Here is an 18292-nt window from a genome sequence, read left to right on the forward strand (position 1 = left end):
AAATTTAATCTACTCAGCTTCGGTAGATTCACGTACGATAAGTTCAGGATCAATCCGCATCCCGGCTCCACGTTTCATCTTTCCGGAGATGCGTTTGAGCAGCATATCCGCGGCTGCCAGCCCGATTTTGTCTGCAGGCTGACGTATTGTTGTCAGATGTGGATGAAGCTGTGAAGCAATATAATGATCGTCATAGCCGACCACTGCCACCTCTTCGGGTACCTGAATGCCCGCTTCCATCAGGGCATTGATGACTCCAAGCGCGATATTGTCATCCCCGGCAAATACGGCGGTGGGCAGCTTTCCTTCCTTCAGCCAACGTTTGCAGGTATCGTATCCCATCCCAATATCGAAATCACCAGGCACGATCTCAAAGGGGGCCAGTCCTTGTTCCTGAAGCGCCTGTAGAAATCCACTGCGCCGCTCCCGCGTACTCCGGAACATTTCCTGACCGCAGAGATGAGCGATTGAAGTGTGTCCCAGCTCCAGCAGATGACGCGTAGCTGCGTATCCCCCCTTGAAGTTGTCGATCGTGATGGAGTAGGTATCATTTTCGGGCTTCTGATTATCTATCAGCACATAAGGAATACCCCGCCGTTTTAACTCCACAATATAATTGTCCTCTTCCATCGGAGAGAGCAGAATTAAACCGTCTACACGATCCTCCTGAATTAAATAATGGCTATCATCCGATTCGATGCCTGTTGAGATGGATATGGCTAAAAAATAACCATGCATCGCTAATATTTCATTCAGCTCTTTGACCACTGCGTCAAAAAAGGAATCTTGCAGGGTAGTGACAATAATGCCGATAATTCCCGTCTTACCGCTTGCCAGACTGCGTGCCGCAGCATTAGGGCGGTAATCCAGCTCTTTAATTGCCTCCAGCACCTTTTGGCGATTATTCTCGCGTACCGATTCGGCCCCATTTAACACCCGGGATACGGTTACAACGGATAATCCGGATTTTTTGGCTACATCAAAAATACTAACTTTCATCTTTAATTCTCCTCACGGCAGATTTTCCGATCCTGTTTTCTACTTTCAGTATACAGGGTTGGCAGACTGTCCGCTAAACGTATGATTTCACGCAGGTATACCGTCCCTAAAGGGGGCGGTATACCTGCCAAACAGTTATCGCTGAATGATCTCTGTAACCTTCTTCTGAATCGTCGCCATCACCTCTTCAACCGTCTTATGTCCAGTTTCTACTGGCTGCAATTCATTAATGAACATGTCATTAATTTGCGAGTAGTTGGTGATTAAGTGGTTATAGGATTCGAAGCCGTAGTTAACAGCACCCTCGTAGACATTTTTGATATCCTGTGGATCGATACCTTCAAAATGTTTATAGTAAGCTTCTGCAGCTTCGGTGTTGACTGGTGGGTTACCGCCACTAAGCTCAATGGATTTCTCTTGCACTTCGCTTGTGATCAGGTATTTGATCCATTCAAAAGCTTCCTTCGGATGTTTGGAGTCCTTCAAGATCAGCAGCGGATCGACATAAAGGGTGCTGCGTACCTTTTCGTTTCCTCCCCATGGTACAGCGGCTACGCCAATTTTGAAGGGGAAGTCATTTGCACCTGCAAGGTTCCATGAGCCTCCGATAGACATGCCGATTTTACCAGCAACAAAGGGATCGCCGTTCTGTCCAGCTACACTTTTGCTCCATTCGGAAGAAGGAGAGACTTTATCCTTAAAGACAAGATCAAAAAGCTTGTTGTAGGCAGCGATCACTTCAGGGGAGTCAAAATAAGTCTCGGAAGGCACGCCGCCATTAGTCCATGTGTCTTCTGAGTAAGGCTCCGCTCCAAAATATAACGGCCGCATATCGCGTTCGGACCAAGTGAAGTCTACGCCATATTGAGTTTTGGCGATATCATCGGATACAAGCGTCATTTGTTTAGCTTCGTCGACCATTTTTTCAAACGTCCAGCTCTTATCTTCATAATCGCTTGTTGGATAAGTCAGTTTGGCAGCATCAAACATGTCTTTGTTATAGAGCATTAAGGTGACATACATATTGACCGGGATGCCGTAAGTGTGATCTTTAACCTTGTAGATACCCATTAGATTCTCTGGGATACTATAATCCTCTGCCTTGAAACCATCCTCTTTCATAAGGTCGGTCATATCGAACAACATACCCTTATTGTAGTATTCTGCGAAACCTCCATACCCCCAGTGACTTGTCACGTCGGGCGATTTGCCGCCGGCAATTAGCGTTTGCAGCTTGCTGTCGAACTGCTCATAGGGCGCTTTTTCCACTTTCACTTTAATATTCGGATGCTGCTTCTCGAAATCAGGGATTAATTTTTCGACAAATGTGCGGTCTTCTGAATCTATTGTGTAATGGGTAATCGTTACCGTTTCTGCTTTGCCTCCAGAATTAGTAGAGCCACCGTTTCCTTCAGATAGGGCGTTACCCGCCGATTTGCCGCCGCTACAGCCTGATAAGGCTAGAACAACGAGCATGGTAGCTGCAAGTAAAAGCGCAATACTTTTCCTGTTCTTGTTCATTAGCTAAACCCTCCATGATTTCAAGTATATTTGGCCGCCGGATGGCGGATTATTACTTAATCCCTGTAAGTACAATCCCTTCGACGAACTGTTTCTGGGCTACAGCAAACAGCGTAACGATTGGGACCATAGCTAGAACCGAAGCAACCATTAGCAGATGCCAAGGTGGAATGCGGAACCTCGATGAGGTAAGAGAAGCCATCCCGACGGGTAGCGTGAACTTATCTGATGAGCTTAAGTAAAGCACTGGCGTAAGCAGATCATTCCAGTTGTAGATAAAAGCAAAGATAGCTACGGTTGCAAGTGCAGGTTTGGAGAGTGGGATTGCTATGGTAGCCCACATCCGTATTTCACCACAGCCATCAATGCGTCCGGCATCAAACAGCTCTTCAGGCAATGTGGAGAAGAATTGGCGCAGCAGAAAAATATTATAGGCTGAGCCGAAGAAAGCAGGCACGATCAGGGGTAAAAAGGTATCTATCCAGTTCATTTGCGAAAAGAGTACAAATTGCGGAATCATAATGGCCGGATAGGGTAACATCATGGTGCTCAGCAGCAGGATGAACCACACCTGATTACCTGTACCTCTGAATCTGGCGAATCCATAGGCAACCAGCGCCGAAGAAATCAAGGTTCCCACAACACTAAAGCCGGCGATAATCAGACTGTTTTTATAAAGTGTACCGAACTGCAGGGTATCAAATATTTCTGTGTAATTGCTCCACTGCCAGCTCTCCGGAAGAAAGGTGGGTGGGAACTTCAGCATCTCGCGTTTGGACTTAAGTGAAGTGGAGACCATGAAGAACAAAGGAAGCAGCATCAGAAATGTTGTAACTACTAGAGTAATAAAGCTGAAAATCTTAACAGGCTCCGCTTTCCGGCGGCGTTTGGTTCCTTTAGTCCGGGGGCTTAGCGCTCTGACTGTACTCATTTGCGTCCGCCTCCTTCATAGTGAACATAACGGTTAGACAATTTCATAATTAGTGCGGTGCAGAGCATAACTACGATAAGGAGCACCCATGCCAAGGCTGAGGAATAACCGGCACGATATTCTTTGAAAGCGCTGGTGTAGAGATTATAGACATAGAACCAGGTAGAGTAATTCGGCCCCCCTTGAGTCATGACAAAAGCTTGGGTAAAGACTTGGAAGGAATCAATCAGTCCCATAATCAGTTGGAAGAGCAGCACGGGAGAGATCATCGGTAAGGTAATGTTCAGGAAGATTCTGAAGCGCCCGGCACCGTCAAGGTTAGCGGCTTCGATCAAGCTAGCCGGTACGCCTTGCAGACCTGCGAGGAATAAAATCATTCCTGAGCCTGCTGTCCAGAAAGTCATGATGATCAAGGCATATAGTGCAGTGTCTGGGTTCATCAGCCAAGCCGGTCCATGAATGCCGAACCAGGAAAGGATGTAATTGAAGAGCCCGATCTGCGGGTTGAAGATCCAGTACCACAGCAGGGACATGGCCACGCCGGATACCATGCTTGGAAAATACATTGCTGTTCTGAAAAAGCCGCGCAGAGGAATGGTCTGGTGAAGCAATAGTGCAAAGCCAAGACCGAGCGCAAGCTGGATAGGTACACCGATGAAGGTATATCTCAGCGTGACAACCACCGATTTCCAGAACAGGTCATTGTGAAACATCTCTGTGTAGTTAGCGAGCCCGATAAATTTAGGTGGGTGTATGATGTCATAATCAGTAAAGCTGAAGTAAAGCGATGATAAGATAGGATAAAGGGCGAATACTAGGAAGCCGATAATCCAAGGAGAAATGAACAGATACATGTAGAACGTCTGCCGCCTGTTCTCGCGATTGATCATGACACACCAACCTCTCGTTTTAAAAGTATAAGCGCTTTAACTTTTGATCATACTAACACTATTAATTAGCAATAATACTAGGTACCTAGAGATTAAAGTTTAACCGCTTTAACTTTTTGATTCGCTTTAATAAGCTTATCATAGAGGATGATCACTAAATAATCAACACTTATTTTAACTATAAAAGCGCTGTCAGTCATTAAACGTAACATACAGTCTGTCATTTTTGTGAAAAAGGGACCTGAAATAAGATTCGGGAGATTATTGTGTTAACTATTATAACGCAATTTTATTATTTTTTATTAATATTCCTCATGCTATGATTAGGTTTGGTCATATTTTGTTAGAAATGAGGAAACTGAATGACGACTAGACCTTACTTAAAAATGATCCAGCATTCTGTTACAGCCTCAGGGATTAGCTTTGAGGAAATTACACCGAATTTCGTATATAGAGCGACAGATGGAGTGAAATCATTTGTGATGGTAGACGCTGAGATCGGACTAAACAACAGTGCTTCTACGATCATTGCCATGAGTAAATCTCTAACTTATGATGTTTTGCATAAGGCGAATATCCCAGCCGTAGAACATATTTATTTGCCGCATCCAGACTCCAAATTTAGCAATTTGAATCCTTATCCATTGGCTGAGCGTTATTTCCAAGCGTGCAATGGGGAGGTAGTTATGAAGCAGGATAACGGGGCGCAGGGCAATCATGTGTACAAAATCAATGAGATAGCCGATCTGCATGAAAAGCTGGATTTATTATTTTCTTTACAGCTTAATGGGGCAATAGGTCCTTATTATGAAGCGGAGATTGAGTATAGAATTGTAACTTTTAATCATCAGGCGCGTGTATTCCTTGGCAAAAAAAGAGTTCGTTCGTGGAAGCACAATTTGATTAACGGAGCTGTTACGATTGAGGTGAAAGATCAGGTCAAACAAGAGGCGCTGGCGGAGCTTGCCTCCCGGACCTCTAAAGCGCTGGGCCTTGATTTCTGCTCAGTAGATATCTTAGAGACAAATCAAGGCTTGTTGGTGATCGAAGTCAATCATAAGGTAATGTTAGATGAATATTGCAAGCAAAATCCAAGTGAAGTACCTGGCCTCTCAGACCTTTACAGGGAAGTTATTCTTCAGCGTATGAATCAGTTATAAGCCGATATTCAGCAGCGATTGCCCGAATAATCTTTTGGCATTTCCGATTAGAGTTTGCGTACCCACGATTATAATAATCTCGGAAGGTGATTGTTCTTTAACATACGTGAGAGCGTCCTCTAAATAAGGGAATTCGGAACTTTTTTCGAGAAAACTTTTAGCGATAAGCGGAGCATCCGTAGGGAAAATTAGATGGCTTATATCGGGTTTGGTTACGATTAGTTGATCCGAGACTGTACTCATGACTTCGATGACCCCTGTGTAATCTTTATCCTTAGGGACACCGATGATGGATGTGACGGTACGGCTGCGCTCAGGATTCACTAATTGAATAAGTTCAGCCAGATAGCTTGCAGAATCTCTATGAATAGCTCCGTCAATAATCGTCAGTGGGTCATGACAGATAACTTCACAACGTCCCGGCCATTGTAATTGTTCAAAACAGTGATGTACGATCTCCTGATCAAGGGGTCCCCCTGTAATCTCTTCACAAAGTGCGACTGCGCTGGCAGCATTGACCGCTTGAAACTGTCCCAATAGCGGAAGGGTCAAGGCTGGATAAACGGCTGGCTTCGTCCGGACATCAAAAGTAGTTCCGACAGAAGTGGTTGTGATAGATTCAGCTAAAAACTGTTCTTCATAATATTGCACAGGGTTGGAGGAGAGGTTGTCCTTCATGATCGCAAGAACGTCGGATTTCTGTTTGCTAACATAGACGTTTGTTGTGTTGTTTTTGACAATCCCCAGCTTGTGCAGTGTAATGCTGTTCAGATCAGGTCCCAAATGGGCTACATGCTCTTCCATAATCGGGGTAATGACAGCCCAGTCATTGCTCAGGACATTGGTGTCATCAAACCTTCCTCCTCTACCGCATTCAATCACATTGATATCTGTACCCTTCTCCTTAAAGTACAAAGCCGCAATAGCCAAAGCAACCCCAACCGGACCTTGATATTCATCAGCAGCAAGCTGCTCTTCGATCTGGTGGAAGCCCCCGCGAATTACATTACCTAATCGTACAAAATCTTCTGTGGCTATTGCCTGCCCATTGATCCGGATTCTTTCGTTGAAATCTACCAGGTGAGGGGAGGTGAATAACCCCACTTTATATCCCAAGTGACTTAACAGAGAGGAAATAAATCTAGAGGTGGAGCCCTTACCTTTACTGCCTGTGACCAGTATGTATTTTTGATTGCGATCCGGACTTCCGACTGCATCCAGTAATGCTCTGGTTAACTCCGGTTTTCTAACTTCTTCATCCAAAGTCTCTGTAATGTTGTTAATGGCCCTTAGGTAAGAGCTGTAGATCATATCTTCTACTTGGGATTGTGAAGTGAATTCCACGGAAATCCCTCCATTTAATTAATTTTGGCGCGTTCCTCAGATAGTGTTGTGTAGATGATAATCGGAAGTAACACAAGAGAAATGATGATGGTCAGAGCGATGCTCCAGTTCAAATCCTTATATAGCTGTACTATGGTGAACAACAAAGCGATAACAGGTAAGACCAGTTTGTTTAAGTGCTTTAGGAATAAGGAGTACATACTTCTTTTTACGGTAACTGATGTGCCGATGCTTGGGATTTCTAACTCGTTACGCGATAAGGCGGTGATCCCGATAAATAAGTGGCCGTCGATAAATTTAAGCTGCTCATTATCCGCATGAAGCTTGACTGACTGGGCAATATGCTCCGTATCGATGTCTAAGATGGGGATGGTGATTTGTTTGGAATTATAGGAGATCACGATCTGATCTGTTTCTTCCATGCCTAGCAGTTTTCTAACATTCGGATGAATTCTGCATAAATTCTGGTGCTCATCAAAAGGGTAAGGATGACCCACTCTGAGGGTGAGCTCTCTTTTGCCAATAAAAAAGTTCCCTAATGCACTTAAGGGCCGTTGGATCAGTTGATTTATAAGTTTATGTATGCCTGGCTTGGGTTGAGAACGCGTCCTAGCGCGAGTAATGATTAATGGGTCATGCCCCTCGGAATGGGTTTCAAGCAATAACATAATGTATCTGTTGAAGTAAAGGGTATTCGGTTTGGCTGTGCTATCTTCTCGTAAAGTTAGGTTTACCCGGAAGCCATTTTTGGGATTGATAAGTTCTACTTGATTCGTATATTTACGGACGAGTGCTGGACAGGCTTTTACATAGGGTTTGGCAATCTCGTCCACTTTAGGAATTCCCCGAAGAACTGTGTCGTATTCTGGCTTCGTTATTGTTAATCCTGTAGTCAGGCAGTCCCCGAGCTTGTCCTTTGCCCGCTTGGATAATTGGATTGTACCTCTTGGCACCTCATCTGCCGATAAAATTAAACAGCTGGCTTTGACACCATTCTCTGCTGTAAGATCAACGAAGATATGCTGGACTAAACCTAATTCCTTTAACTCTTCGGAGTTCATTGTGATTTCTTCACGAGGTTGAAGGCTTTGTTTGTCTAGAATAGTAAAGGTTTGCTCGATAATAATGTCAGACACCGCCCAATAGTTTAATGATTTGTTCAAGGGAATGAATGGTTTTTTGGAATAAATCAAACGCATTCGGGTTACGATAATTTCGATTAATTTCAATTTGAATACTTTGAACTAACAATTCCTTAGCGCAATATGAAGTAATTGTTCCAGGATGGGATGCAGAAAATGTATGATTTTGTCGAACATTGGTAATACCATTATTGTTAAAGATGCCTATGACGTCATTTAAATTATTCTCTCGTATAGAGGTTCCGTACAGTGTCCCTAGGTCAATATCAAACTCTCGAAGTTTAGAAGCTCCGTGCAGATCGATCACAAACTGAATGCGATGTTCTTTGACAAGCGCTCGTAGCGCAGCCTTATATTCTCCACCTAAGATGTAATTTGGGTCTTCTTTGGAAAAGCTATTCGAATAAATACAGTAGCAATTGGTGAGCTTTTGTAACAAGAGGGCAAGGGAGCCTGTATACATGTCAGCTGGTTTTACAGCATGTTCTCGAAAATGATTAATGGCATGTGGAGCTGAGACTAGTACAGGAAGGGAGCCTTCTACAATGGAGTAAGAGGGATCTACCCCGATATCGCCAAAATAATTATTATTGGAGAATTGTAGCTCATACTGTTCGATCAGAGATAAAATATGCAATCACCTATTCATAGTTATTTAATGGGTCGTTAACCATTAGTATGTCCTAAGCATTCACCATTCATGAATAAGGATGAATCTATTATAACGCTTGCAAGGTTTGCCGTGGGCAGTTTTTCCATAAAATGATTCTAAAAGATTGGCTATTGAAAAGTTCAAAATGGTGTGCTAATATTTCAATTGAAAACGTTACCGATAAGGATACCGAGAAGGATACCAAAAAAGTAGGCTGGGGATTACTTAAGCAATTGAAAACGCTGACATAATTTTCGCTAACAGCATCGGAACGTCTTCATGCGAAGTAATCTAATAAAAAGTACGAGGGGGAAGAAGAATGAAGAATATCAAAAAATATTTAGGGCTCATGTTAGTAATGTCTATGGTTGTTGTCTTAGCGGCAGGATGTGGGAATAAAGAAAATAATTCTGCAACCAATGATGGAAACGCTACATCTGGTAAAAAAGGGTCAGTTTATTTCTTGAACTTCAAACCTGAGATTGCAGAAATATATGAAAAGATCGCTAAGGATTACGAAGCAGAAACAGGAGTTAAGGTAAAAGTCGTAACGGCTGCTGCGGGTACTTACGAAACTAAATTGAAATCCGAAATCTCCAAGTCTGAAGCGCCAACTATTTTCCAAATTAACGGACCTGTTGGTTTTCAATCCTGGAAAGATTACACCTTGGATTTGAAAGATACTAAGCTTTACAGCTATCTGTCTGACAAAAGCTTGGCTGTAACTGAAGGTGAAGGCGTGTATGGTATCCCTTACGTAGTTGAAGGATACGGCATCATCTACAACGACGCAATTATGAAAAAATACTTCGCTTTGGCTGATAAAGCGGTATCGATCTCCTCCACAACTGAGATCAATAACTTCGACACTTTGAAAGCAGTAGTAGAAGATATGACGGCTAAAAAAGACCAACTGGGCATTAAAGGTGTATTCGCCTCCACTTCCCTCGCTGCTGGTGAGCAATGGAGATGGCAGACTCACCTTGCAAACTTGCCGCTGTATTATGAATTCAAAGACAATACTGAGTTTGACAACACCGTTCTTGCGGGTCTAGCTTCTAAAGAAGTTGAATTCAAATACAACGATAAATTTAAAAACATCTTCGATCTGTACATCAAGAACTCTGTAACTAAAGAATCCTTGCTGGGTAGTAAATCCGTAGCTGACTCCATGGCTGAATTTGCACTTGGTAACGCAGCTATGGTTCAAAATGGTAACTGGGCTTGGTCACAAATCAACGATGTTGACGGTAACGTAGTTAAAGCTGAAGAAATCAAATTCTTGCCTATCTACACAGGTATGGAAGGCGAAGAAAAACAAGGTTTGGCTGTAGGTACAGAAAACTATTTCGCAATCAACAGCAAAGTATCTGCTGAGAACCAACAAGCTTCTATCGCTTTCCTGGAATGGTTGTTCTCCAGTGAAAAAGGTAAAGCTTATGTAACTAACGATCTAGGTTTCATCGCACCATTCAATACCTTTGAAGACAGCGAAAAACCAGCAGATCCACTTGCTAAAGAAGTATCTGCTTGGATGGAAAAAGATCTTACTTCTGTAGCTTGGACATTCGCAGCATTCCCAAGTGAAGAATTCAAAAACGTCTTTGGTGATGCCCTCTTGCAATACGCTCAAGGAAACAAAACTTGGGATGAAGTTGTAACCATCTTCAAGGACACTTGGAAGGCTGAAAAAGCAAAATAATAAATGCATGGAAAGATGCTTGAATAACTCTCAGTTGTCATACAGATAAAAGCTTAGTGCCACTGGGCTCCCTCGGGATTCAGTGGCACTAAGCAACAATTGGAGTGGATCTTGCTACATCTGTTTCATCATTTTCCATACTGAGATAGGAGAAGACTCCATGGAAAAATCGATAAAAAAATATTTTGCTCTTTTTGCATTACCGACCATAATAGCCTTTGGAATTGCCTTTGTGATCCCTTTTCTTTTGGGTATATATTTGTCTTTTACAGAGTTTACTACAGTCAATGATGCAACATGGATAGGGTTTGGCAATTACGCTAAAGCTTTTTCGAATCAAGAGTTTCTAAATGCATTAGGTTTCACCGTTAAATTCACAGTTTTATCTGTTCTTACTATTAATGTGTTCGCCTTCATCTTGGCGATGTTATTAACTAGAAAGCTAAAAGGTACCAACGTATTTAGAACGATCTTCTTTATGCCTAACTTGATAGGCGGTATCGTATTAGGATACATCTGGCAGCTGATTTTTAATGGGATTTTGTACAAATTTGGTGTCACTTTGACCTCTGATGCAACGTATGGATTTTGGGGACTAATCGTTCTTATGAATTGGCAATTGATAGGGTACATGATGATTATCTATGTTGCAGGTATTCAGAATGTTCCTAAAGATATAGTAGAAGCCGCAAGAATTGACGGAGCTTCACGTTCTAAGATTTTGCGTAATGTGACTATTCCACTCGTAATGCCGTCCATTACTATTTGTTTATTCTTAACCTTATCCAATTCATTTAAATTGTTTGACCAGAACTTAGCGTTGACCGCTGGTGCTCCTTCTAAGCAGACCTCCATGTTAGCACTGGACATCTACAATACATTCTACGGAAAATCAGGATGGGAAGGTGTCGGTCAAGCGAAAGCCGTCGTATTCTTTGCTTTAGTAGCCTTAATCGCCTTAATACAACTTGTCATTACTAGAAGAAAGGAGGTTGAGAACTAATGCAAAAGACTAGAGCAAAAGATTACTCCATATTCACCATTTTGTTGGTCTTGGCCATTGCGTTCTTATCTCCTATTTTTATTGTTCTGATGAACTCCTTCAAGGGTAAGTTCTACATTAGTGATACGCCGTTCTTATTCCCTAATGAGACTACGTTTGTTGGTTTAAAGAACTATACTAGTGGTGCAGCAAAGATTGATTTCTTCAGTGCCTTCGGAATGTCCTTGTTTATTACGGTATGCTCGGTGGCTGTGATCGTGTTATTTACTTCCATGACTGCATGGTACATTACCCGGGTGAAGTCCAAATTCACAGGCATGATGTATTATGCGTTTGTATTCTCGATGATCGTGCCTTTCCAAATGGTTATGTTCACAATGACTAAGACTGCAAACGTGCTGCATCTCGACAATCCGATTGGGATTATCTTAATCTATTTAGGGTTTGGATCAGGGCTGTCTGTGTTTATGTTTAGCGGATTTGTGAAGTCTATCCCGCTTGAGGTTGAAGAAGCGGTAATGATTGATGGCTGTAATCCACCTCAGGCCTTCTTTAAAGTGGTATTGCCCATCCTGAAACCTATTGCTGTAACTGTAGCTATCCTTAATGTAATGTGGGTATGGAACGACTTCCTATTGCCAGACCTGCTGATTGGTACAGAATATAAAACGATTCCTATTGCGATCCAGTACCTAAAAGGTGGATACGGATCGATTGACATGGGAGCTATGATGGCGATGCTGGTCTTAGCTATTGTGCCAATCATCATTTTCTACCTGACTTGTCAAAAGTACATCATCGAAGGTGTCGTTGCAGGTGCGGTTAAGGGTTAAGCTTGATCTACCTCGTTAAATAAATTAATATTCATGTAAGAAGCGAGTAGGGTGTTTTTCTTGGTGGGTGACCATCAGGAATCCCCTGCTTTCTTATTTTGACTATGAAGTTGAATAAGGATTAAGGAGTTTGATAGATACTAACAAGTAAAGGATAGATAGAAATGGAGAGACTGACTATTATAGACATCGCCAAATTATGCGGTGTTGGCGTGACTACTGTATCAAGGGCTATTAACAATCATCCGGATATTAATGAAGAAACAAAAGCTATGGTTATGAGGGTTATCAAAGAAAATCATTATGTCCCGAACAACAGTGCAAGAAATTTAAAACGTTCTGATTCGAAAACGATTGCAGTATTGATTAAAGGGATATCCAATCCATTTTTTAGCCCGATGATCAAAGTGTTCGAAAAAGAGATTCAACGCAAGAAATACTCCTTCATCCTACAACGAGTTGATGAGAATCAAGATGAGATCGAAGTGGCGATTGAGCTGGAGAAAGAAAAAAGGCTGAAGGGAATTGTCTTTTTAGGAGGTTTATTCTCACACTCTCAAGAGAAATTACAGCAATTAACGGTTCCATTTGTCCTTAGTACGATTGGGATGACGGAAGAGTTTGATTTGAGCGACTATTCTTCTGTATCTGTCGATGACTTTAATGAGAGCTATAAAATTGTCGACTATTTATGTAATCAGGGGCATGAGAAAATTGCGGTCATTACTGCACCAGAAGAAGATGTAAGTATCGGTAAGTTAAGATATGAAGGTTATAAAAAGGCTTTAGCCGATCATGGAATTACTTATAATGAACGGCTAGTGCGGCGGATGAAAGAGGATATCGACAGTTACAGTATGGAAAATGGGTATGCGGTTACAAAAGAATTGCTAGAGTTAGGTGAAGAGTTCACCGCTATTTTTACCTTATCAGATAGTATGGCTATCGGCGCCTGTAAGGCAATATTTGAAGCGGGCAAGCAAGTCCCGGAAGATTACTCTGTGGCTGGTTATGACGGATTGGATATTTCCTTCTATTATAATCCTTCTATTACTACCATCAAACAGCCGGTAGTGGAGATTGCGGAAGCGACGATTAAGATTCTTTTTGATCTCATCAATAAGAAGGTTAAGCATGCGCATCAGATTTTCCCGGCAGAATTAATAGTTAGAGAATCTACAAGGTCTTTATTGTAGTTTCAACAAGTGAGTATGTTTAAGTTTATTTACGAATCGGGGTGGGGAGATAGAACCGCAAGAGATTAAACCTAACGATATCAACAGCATCACACGGTTTCTCACCGCATTTGGTGATCCTACTCGGATTCGGATTGTTACGTTATTAGGGAATAAAGGTCGGCTAAATGTTGGGGAAATTGCAGGTGAATTCGAAATAAGCAGGCCAGCGATTTCACATCATCTCAAAATCCTACGGGATGCCCGCATTGTTGACCATAAAAAGAGAGGCCAGGAAGTCTATTACTGGCTGGCGCGTGAACGGCTAGCAACAAACTTTAGGGCGCTTGCTGATTTGGCAACGTCGTTTAATCATGGGGACTAAGCCATCTCAAGGGAATGGTTCAGTCCCATTTTAGGATAACCAGGCATTTACCATATCGGAGACGGGTTTATAGATAAATATCATCCATCCCAATGGGTTAGAGACCGAAATATGTAACGCATTAATAAGACTGAAGAAAGTTCCCAGCAACAGAAGAAATGAGAAAACCCACATCTCCTTGATTAATTTTTTCCTCCACATCAGGGGAACTTCAATGGTTGCTATAACGGCTACAACTATGAGAATCACTACTATACCCAATATTCACAACCTCCCAAACCATCTAGTTTCGAGATATTAAGTCTTTGCTCAGTGCTCTTCTGAACATTACTGCAATTTCGCTGTAATAAGTGTAATTTGGTTAACACTCGATACTCTTTCAATTTTAATAGTTGGGCACCTTGCGATGTTATACATGGTTTTGTGACTCCAATTCATCACTTCGTCTCTTCTAGGAAAGAGTTAGTCACTTTCCCTAACAGGCGAATCTTAATATCCATCTTTACGCTTATTGGAAGGTTAACAAAGGTCTCATCCCAATTGTTTCGCAGTTTCTTCCACGCCTGCGGGTTAGAACGATGGATGATTTCACCGAATCCAAAAATATCGCTTTTGTATTCATTCTGTACCTTTTTAATAGTAGTTTTGAATAAATTCTGGACTTTTTTATTGGCGATTTGTTCTAATTCGGTGATAGTTTTTGTGTCTGTCAGTTCAAGATTTCTACACTGAACCTCCCCTATATCTGATTCTATATGTTGCTCAATACTGATTTCTGGTTTTTCATTATGGATGCTGCCTTTCATTTTGGAACGGGCTTCAAATACATCAAGCGAAACCTTTTTACCTTCGGGACATTGGATATAGAAAACAGTACTCTCTACTTTATTGGTTAAATAGTTATACACTTTTGATTCCTCAGGATTTAGCCAACCAATCAATTTTTCTTCCTTGAATATGGCCAATCCGGAGTATTTCAATTCTGTTGGAGAGTCTACCGTTTCAACATTATTCGGAGTTTCTCCTACATCTACACTCCCCTCGATGACAACACCTGTTAAGACTGGATTCTTACCCTTACTGACAAGTTCTGTAATTAGGGTTCCTAATGTCACAGTAGATGTAGGTGCCCAATTTTTCTCCGAGCTTTCCAGACTGGAAAACAATCGCACGGCAGGAATCTTTTCAAGACTGGTTAATATTTTCAACGCATCTTCTGCCTTTGCATCCTTTGCTACCACTATAAAATAATCATTTCGCGTATCAGTGTCTCTTGACATGAAATCAAGAACATCGTTGATTCCCTCTTTAGCCAAATCCTCACCTAGGACTAGGATTCGTAAATGAGAGATATAAATTTTACGTGGGCTAACGGTTGTGATTTTTCTAAGGGCTTCATATACAGTATTTCCTGTCGCTTTATAAAGGTTGACGGGTGCTTGAGGAGAGCCTCCCTTGGAGCCAGCGATTTGACTGGGTAAGACCACTTGTGCAGAAACTTGATATTGATCTCCAATTTTATCGATCCCTATTCCTACAGCAATCGCAAGATCATTTAATTCTCGGCGGCTCCAGCAACCTGTTACAAATATTTGCATGAGAATAAGAACACAAATCAGAAGCGATCTTCGTTTCATGGTTTAATCCTCCGTTAGATCTTTCGGTATTCATGTCTCCCAGCCCATCTTTAGCTTCGAGATTTTAAGCCTTTGCTCAATGCCCTTCGAAACATTCCCACACCTAACAACACCAAAGGTAGAAATAACCCGAAGGTTATAACATAGTACACCCAATAATTATCGAATACTTTGTTGTAATAGGTGTAATTTGGCGCAATAAGAGGTGCTAGTGTAACCAAAATTAATCCTGTGGGTAGAGTTAGCACCCGGTACTCTTTTAGTTTGAATAATTGAGACAACCCCAGAACGAAAGCATAGAAGTATAAGGTAACTTCTATAAACAAGGTTAACATCCAAAGTAGTGCTATCATGGCTTCCACCCGCTCGAAGAAACCACCAACGGATATGCGCCTTGCAATGTTATAACTGGGATAGATATCCCTGGTTGTCAGATCTGGACCCAGCACTAATATGGAAATAGTAACCGTCAGGAAGATAATAATACCGCCTAAGAAACAGCCTTGTAGTAAGCCTTTGGTTATCTTTTGTTGTTGGTTTACATAAGGGAGAAACATTAGAAAAACAACCGGTTCTATAAAGGTGTAAGCCGTAATGGAAATAGACCCTCTCAACACTGGTTTTATGCCATCCTCCAATATGGGCAGTAATCTGACAATCTCCATCTGAGGAATAATTGCGACCGTCAGAATCAGAAATAGGATAATAATCATAGGTGTAAAGATCTCTCCAGCTCGTCCTATGACTTCAATACCTAGTCGTGTAGCCATAATCACGATCACCATGAATAAGATTAAAACAGCCGGAATAGGGGTTCTCGGTAATATTTCGGATGTAACGAACTCACTGAGTTCTCGCATACTTCCAACGGTGACGATAAGAAAATACATTAAGGTCAAGAGTGATAGAATAGTCCCAATCCATTTTCCAAAAGCCTTTTGAATCGCCTCAATAAGCGTTAGTTTGGGGTACAACTTTACGAACTTGCTGTACATATAGATGGCTAGTAAACCTACGATCATACCAATTAATGCGGAAATCCAGGCATTTTGTCTGGCGTAGTGTGAAGTGGAGGGAGGGATTACGAGAATGGAATCCCCGATCGTAAGGAACATAACCAGTATGGTAAGCTGACGAGTACTTATTTTACCCTTTTCGAGCATGGCTTTCTTCACTCCAATTTATCACTTCATAGGTCAAGGTTTCAGGGGCTATTCCTCCGTGAGATCTCCCGGTTTCTCCGGTGGTGTACTCTTTTCCCGAACGATATTTTTTTTATTGATAAGTCTAGGGCGGGTAAACATAGCCCAATGCGGCATTCGGAAAAAGGTGTCCTTTTGATCGGCGAGATTATAGGGAGCAAACGGGCTCAAATAAGGAATTCCAAAGGAACGTAAGCTGCACATGTGAAGAACTATCGCAATAACGCCGATAATGATCCCAAACAATCCAAAGGATGCAGCAAGGAACATCATTGGGAAACGGAGCATTCTGATGGTCAGGGCAAGATCGAAGGATGGCAGCACAAAGCTGGAGATAGCAGTAATAGCGACGACAATAAGCATGGCAGCAGAAACAATGCCGGCATCAACTGCCGCAGTCCCAATCACTAGGGTGCCTACAATGGATACAGATTGGGCTATGGTTTGAGGCATTCGTACACTCGCTTCTCGTATAATCTCAAAGGCAAGCTCCATTAAGAGTGCTTCAATAAATGCTGGAAGCGGCACGCCCTCCCGTTGTGCGGCTAGACTGATCAGCAGGGTTGTGGGCAGCATCTCCTGATGAAAGGTAGTAATAGCTACATACAAAGATGGGGCAAGTAGTGAAATGAAAATACTGAAGTATCGAAGCATTCGTACTAAGGTGCTAACATCGGCACGTTGATAATAATCTTCCGCCGTCTGCATGAAGGAAACAAATAAGGTAGGCACCGTCATTACTATAGGAGTCCCATCTACTAATATGGCTACTTTTCCTTCCATAAGAGCAGCTGCTATAACGTCAGGGCGTTCCGTATGATGGATGGTTGGAAATGGGGTATAGGTTTCATCCTCGATTAATTCTTCGATATAGCCACTTTCCAGGATACCGTCAATGTCGATCCGATCTAAACGTGAGTGTACTTCTTGCAGAATCTCATCACTAACAATGCCATTGATATACATGAGGGCTACGTCTGTCTGTGTTACACGTCCAATTTGCTGTGTTTCTAACCAAAGATTGGGGTCTTTTATTTTCCGCCGGATTAATGCGGTATTCGTGCGTAAGCTTTCTGTGAAGGCTTCCTTAGGTCCACGAATCACCGTTTCAGTGGCACTTTCCGTTACGCCACGGTCTTTCCAGTCACGCATGCCTATGGTGAACCCTTTGGTATATCCATTAAGTAAGAGGATCACATCTCCGGATAATAGAGAGGTGAATAAAGAATTGAACTCCGTCGCATCTTTAATATCCCCTACAGTGAGCATGTGATCTTTTAATAATTGATAGTTGGCTGTTTGTGTATCAAGACTTGGATCTGGAAGTTCTAAGATTAGTGATTCCAGAATGAAATCCTGAATAGCTTTACTATCCGCCAATCCATCTGTATAGAAAATAGCTGCTTTGATCTGGTGTTTGGAACCAATAAAGAATTCTCTAATCACGAGATCTGTACTATTGCCGAGTGTTGTTTTTATATATTGAATATTATCTTGAAGTTTTTCTTTAATAGGTTCCTTGGGTAATTCTTTAGTGGGGTTAGGGTGCCCTAATGAAGGGTTCTTAAAAACTTTTGTTATTGTTCTGTTCAGAAATCCCATAGTTGTTATCCCTCTTCCGCTGGTGCTGTAAATATAGCTATTACCAGAATGAGGTGGGATTATTCTGAACCATGGATGGGTCAACGCATATCAAAAAAGCCGCAGAGAGATTCT

At 42.0% G+C, this 18292-nt stretch carries 15 protein-coding genes; 5 read left to right on the forward strand and 10 right to left on the reverse strand.

Going from position 1 to position 18292, the window contains the following annotated elements; genetic code table 11:
• Positions 1-9: 9 nt before the first annotated feature.
• The 4 genes from NST94_RS01205 to NST94_RS01220 all read right to left on the reverse strand — a co-directional run bounded on the left by NST94_RS01205 (position 10) and on the right by NST94_RS01220 (position 4341).
• Entirely contained in the window at positions 10-999 is a 990-nt protein-coding gene (locus tag NST94_RS01205; protein ID WP_076303197.1) for a LacI family DNA-binding transcriptional regulator, read from the reverse strand.
• Between the two features lie 135 nt (positions 1000-1134).
• Positions 1135-2520, reverse strand: coding sequence for a sugar ABC transporter substrate-binding protein (locus tag NST94_RS01210; RefSeq protein WP_076192581.1), 1386 nt, complete (start codon positions 2518-2520; stop codon positions 1135-1137).
• A 52-nt stretch (positions 2521-2572) separates the two neighbouring features.
• The gene (locus tag NST94_RS01215) at positions 2573-3451 is read right to left on the reverse strand and encodes a carbohydrate ABC transporter permease (protein ID WP_038568194.1); all 879 of its coding nucleotides are present in this window, start codon (positions 3449-3451) and stop codon (positions 2573-2575) included.
• Positions 3448-4341 carry a sugar ABC transporter permease gene (locus NST94_RS01220; protein WP_036687229.1) on the reverse strand — a complete coding sequence of 298 codons (894 nt, stop codon included), beginning with the start codon at positions 4339-4341 and terminating at the stop codon, positions 3448-3450. The genes NST94_RS01215 and NST94_RS01220 overlap by 4 nt, the downstream gene beginning before the upstream one ends.
• A 362-nt stretch (positions 4342-4703) precedes the next feature.
• Between NST94_RS01220 and NST94_RS01225 the strand changes: the two genes are divergently transcribed.
• On the forward strand, positions 4704-5501 hold the full coding sequence (locus NST94_RS01225; RefSeq protein ID WP_076126956.1) for a hypothetical protein: 798 nt from the start codon (positions 4704-4706) through the stop codon (positions 5499-5501).
• On the opposite strand, the gene NST94_RS01230 is transcribed toward NST94_RS01225, so the two are convergent.
• Genes NST94_RS01230 through NST94_RS01240 form a run of 3 tightly spaced genes read right to left on the reverse strand, consistent with a single transcriptional unit; the run spans position 5496 to position 8624 of the window.
• Entirely contained in the window at positions 5496-6845 is a 1350-nt protein-coding gene (locus NST94_RS01230) for a Mur ligase family protein (protein WP_339281554.1), read from the reverse strand. The two genes, NST94_RS01225 and NST94_RS01230, sit on opposite strands and share 6 nt — an antisense overlap.
• A 14-nt stretch (positions 6846-6859) precedes the next feature.
• Positions 6860-8008 (reverse strand): hypothetical protein, encoded by a 1149-nt coding sequence (locus tag NST94_RS01235; RefSeq protein ID WP_143766502.1) that lies wholly within the window; start codon positions 8006-8008, stop codon positions 6860-6862.
• Positions 7974-8624 (reverse strand): N-formylglutamate amidohydrolase, encoded by a 651-nt coding sequence (locus NST94_RS01240; RefSeq protein ID WP_076192573.1) that lies wholly within the window; start codon positions 8622-8624, stop codon positions 7974-7976. The genes NST94_RS01235 and NST94_RS01240 overlap by 35 nt, the downstream gene beginning before the upstream one ends.
• 334 nt (positions 8625-8958) lie before the next feature.
• On the opposite strand from NST94_RS01240, the gene NST94_RS01245 reads away from it, so the two are divergent.
• The 4 genes from NST94_RS01245 (at position 8959) to NST94_RS01260 (ending at position 13373) form a co-directional block, all read left to right on the forward strand.
• Positions 8959-10341 carry an ABC transporter substrate-binding protein gene (locus NST94_RS01245; protein WP_076186229.1) on the forward strand — a complete coding sequence of 461 codons (1383 nt, stop codon included), beginning with the start codon at positions 8959-8961 and terminating at the stop codon, positions 10339-10341.
• Between the two features lie 160 nt (positions 10342-10501).
• The gene (locus NST94_RS01250) at positions 10502-11344 is read left to right on the forward strand and encodes a sugar ABC transporter permease (RefSeq protein WP_036687240.1); all 843 of its coding nucleotides are present in this window, start codon (positions 10502-10504) and stop codon (positions 11342-11344) included.
• Positions 11344-12177, forward strand: a complete 834-nt coding sequence (locus NST94_RS01255; RefSeq protein ID WP_076126965.1) for a carbohydrate ABC transporter permease — start codon at positions 11344-11346, stop codon at positions 12175-12177. Before NST94_RS01250 ends, NST94_RS01255 begins: the two co-directional genes overlap by 1 nt.
• A gap of 164 nt (positions 12178-12341) precedes the next feature.
• The gene (locus NST94_RS01260; protein ID WP_248549181.1) at positions 12342-13373 is read left to right on the forward strand and encodes a LacI family DNA-binding transcriptional regulator; all 1032 of its coding nucleotides are present in this window, start codon (positions 12342-12344) and stop codon (positions 13371-13373) included.
• Between the two features lie 801 nt (positions 13374-14174).
• Here the strand turns inward: NST94_RS01260 and NST94_RS01265 are convergent.
• From NST94_RS01265 to NST94_RS01275, 3 genes are read right to left on the reverse strand one after another with little or no spacing between them, the layout of a single operon-like run.
• Positions 14175-15374: a Ger(x)C family spore germination protein gene (locus NST94_RS01265; protein WP_339281555.1), complete on the reverse strand. Its 1200-nt coding sequence runs from the start codon at positions 15372-15374 to the stop codon at positions 14175-14177.
• Positions 15375-15424: 50 nt separating this feature from the next.
• Entirely contained in the window at positions 15425-16537 is a 1113-nt protein-coding gene (locus NST94_RS01270) for an endospore germination permease (protein WP_248549179.1), read from the reverse strand.
• Between the two features lie 48 nt (positions 16538-16585).
• Positions 16586-18178, reverse strand: a complete 1593-nt coding sequence (locus NST94_RS01275; protein WP_076192561.1) for a spore germination protein — start codon at positions 18176-18178, stop codon at positions 16586-16588.
• Between the last annotated feature and the right edge of the window lie 114 nt (positions 18179-18292).

It is taken from the genome of Paenibacillus sp. FSL H8-0282, from assembly GCF_037963825.1.
GTDB lineage: Bacteria > Bacillota > Bacilli > Paenibacillales > Paenibacillaceae > Paenibacillus_AQ > Paenibacillus_AQ odorifer.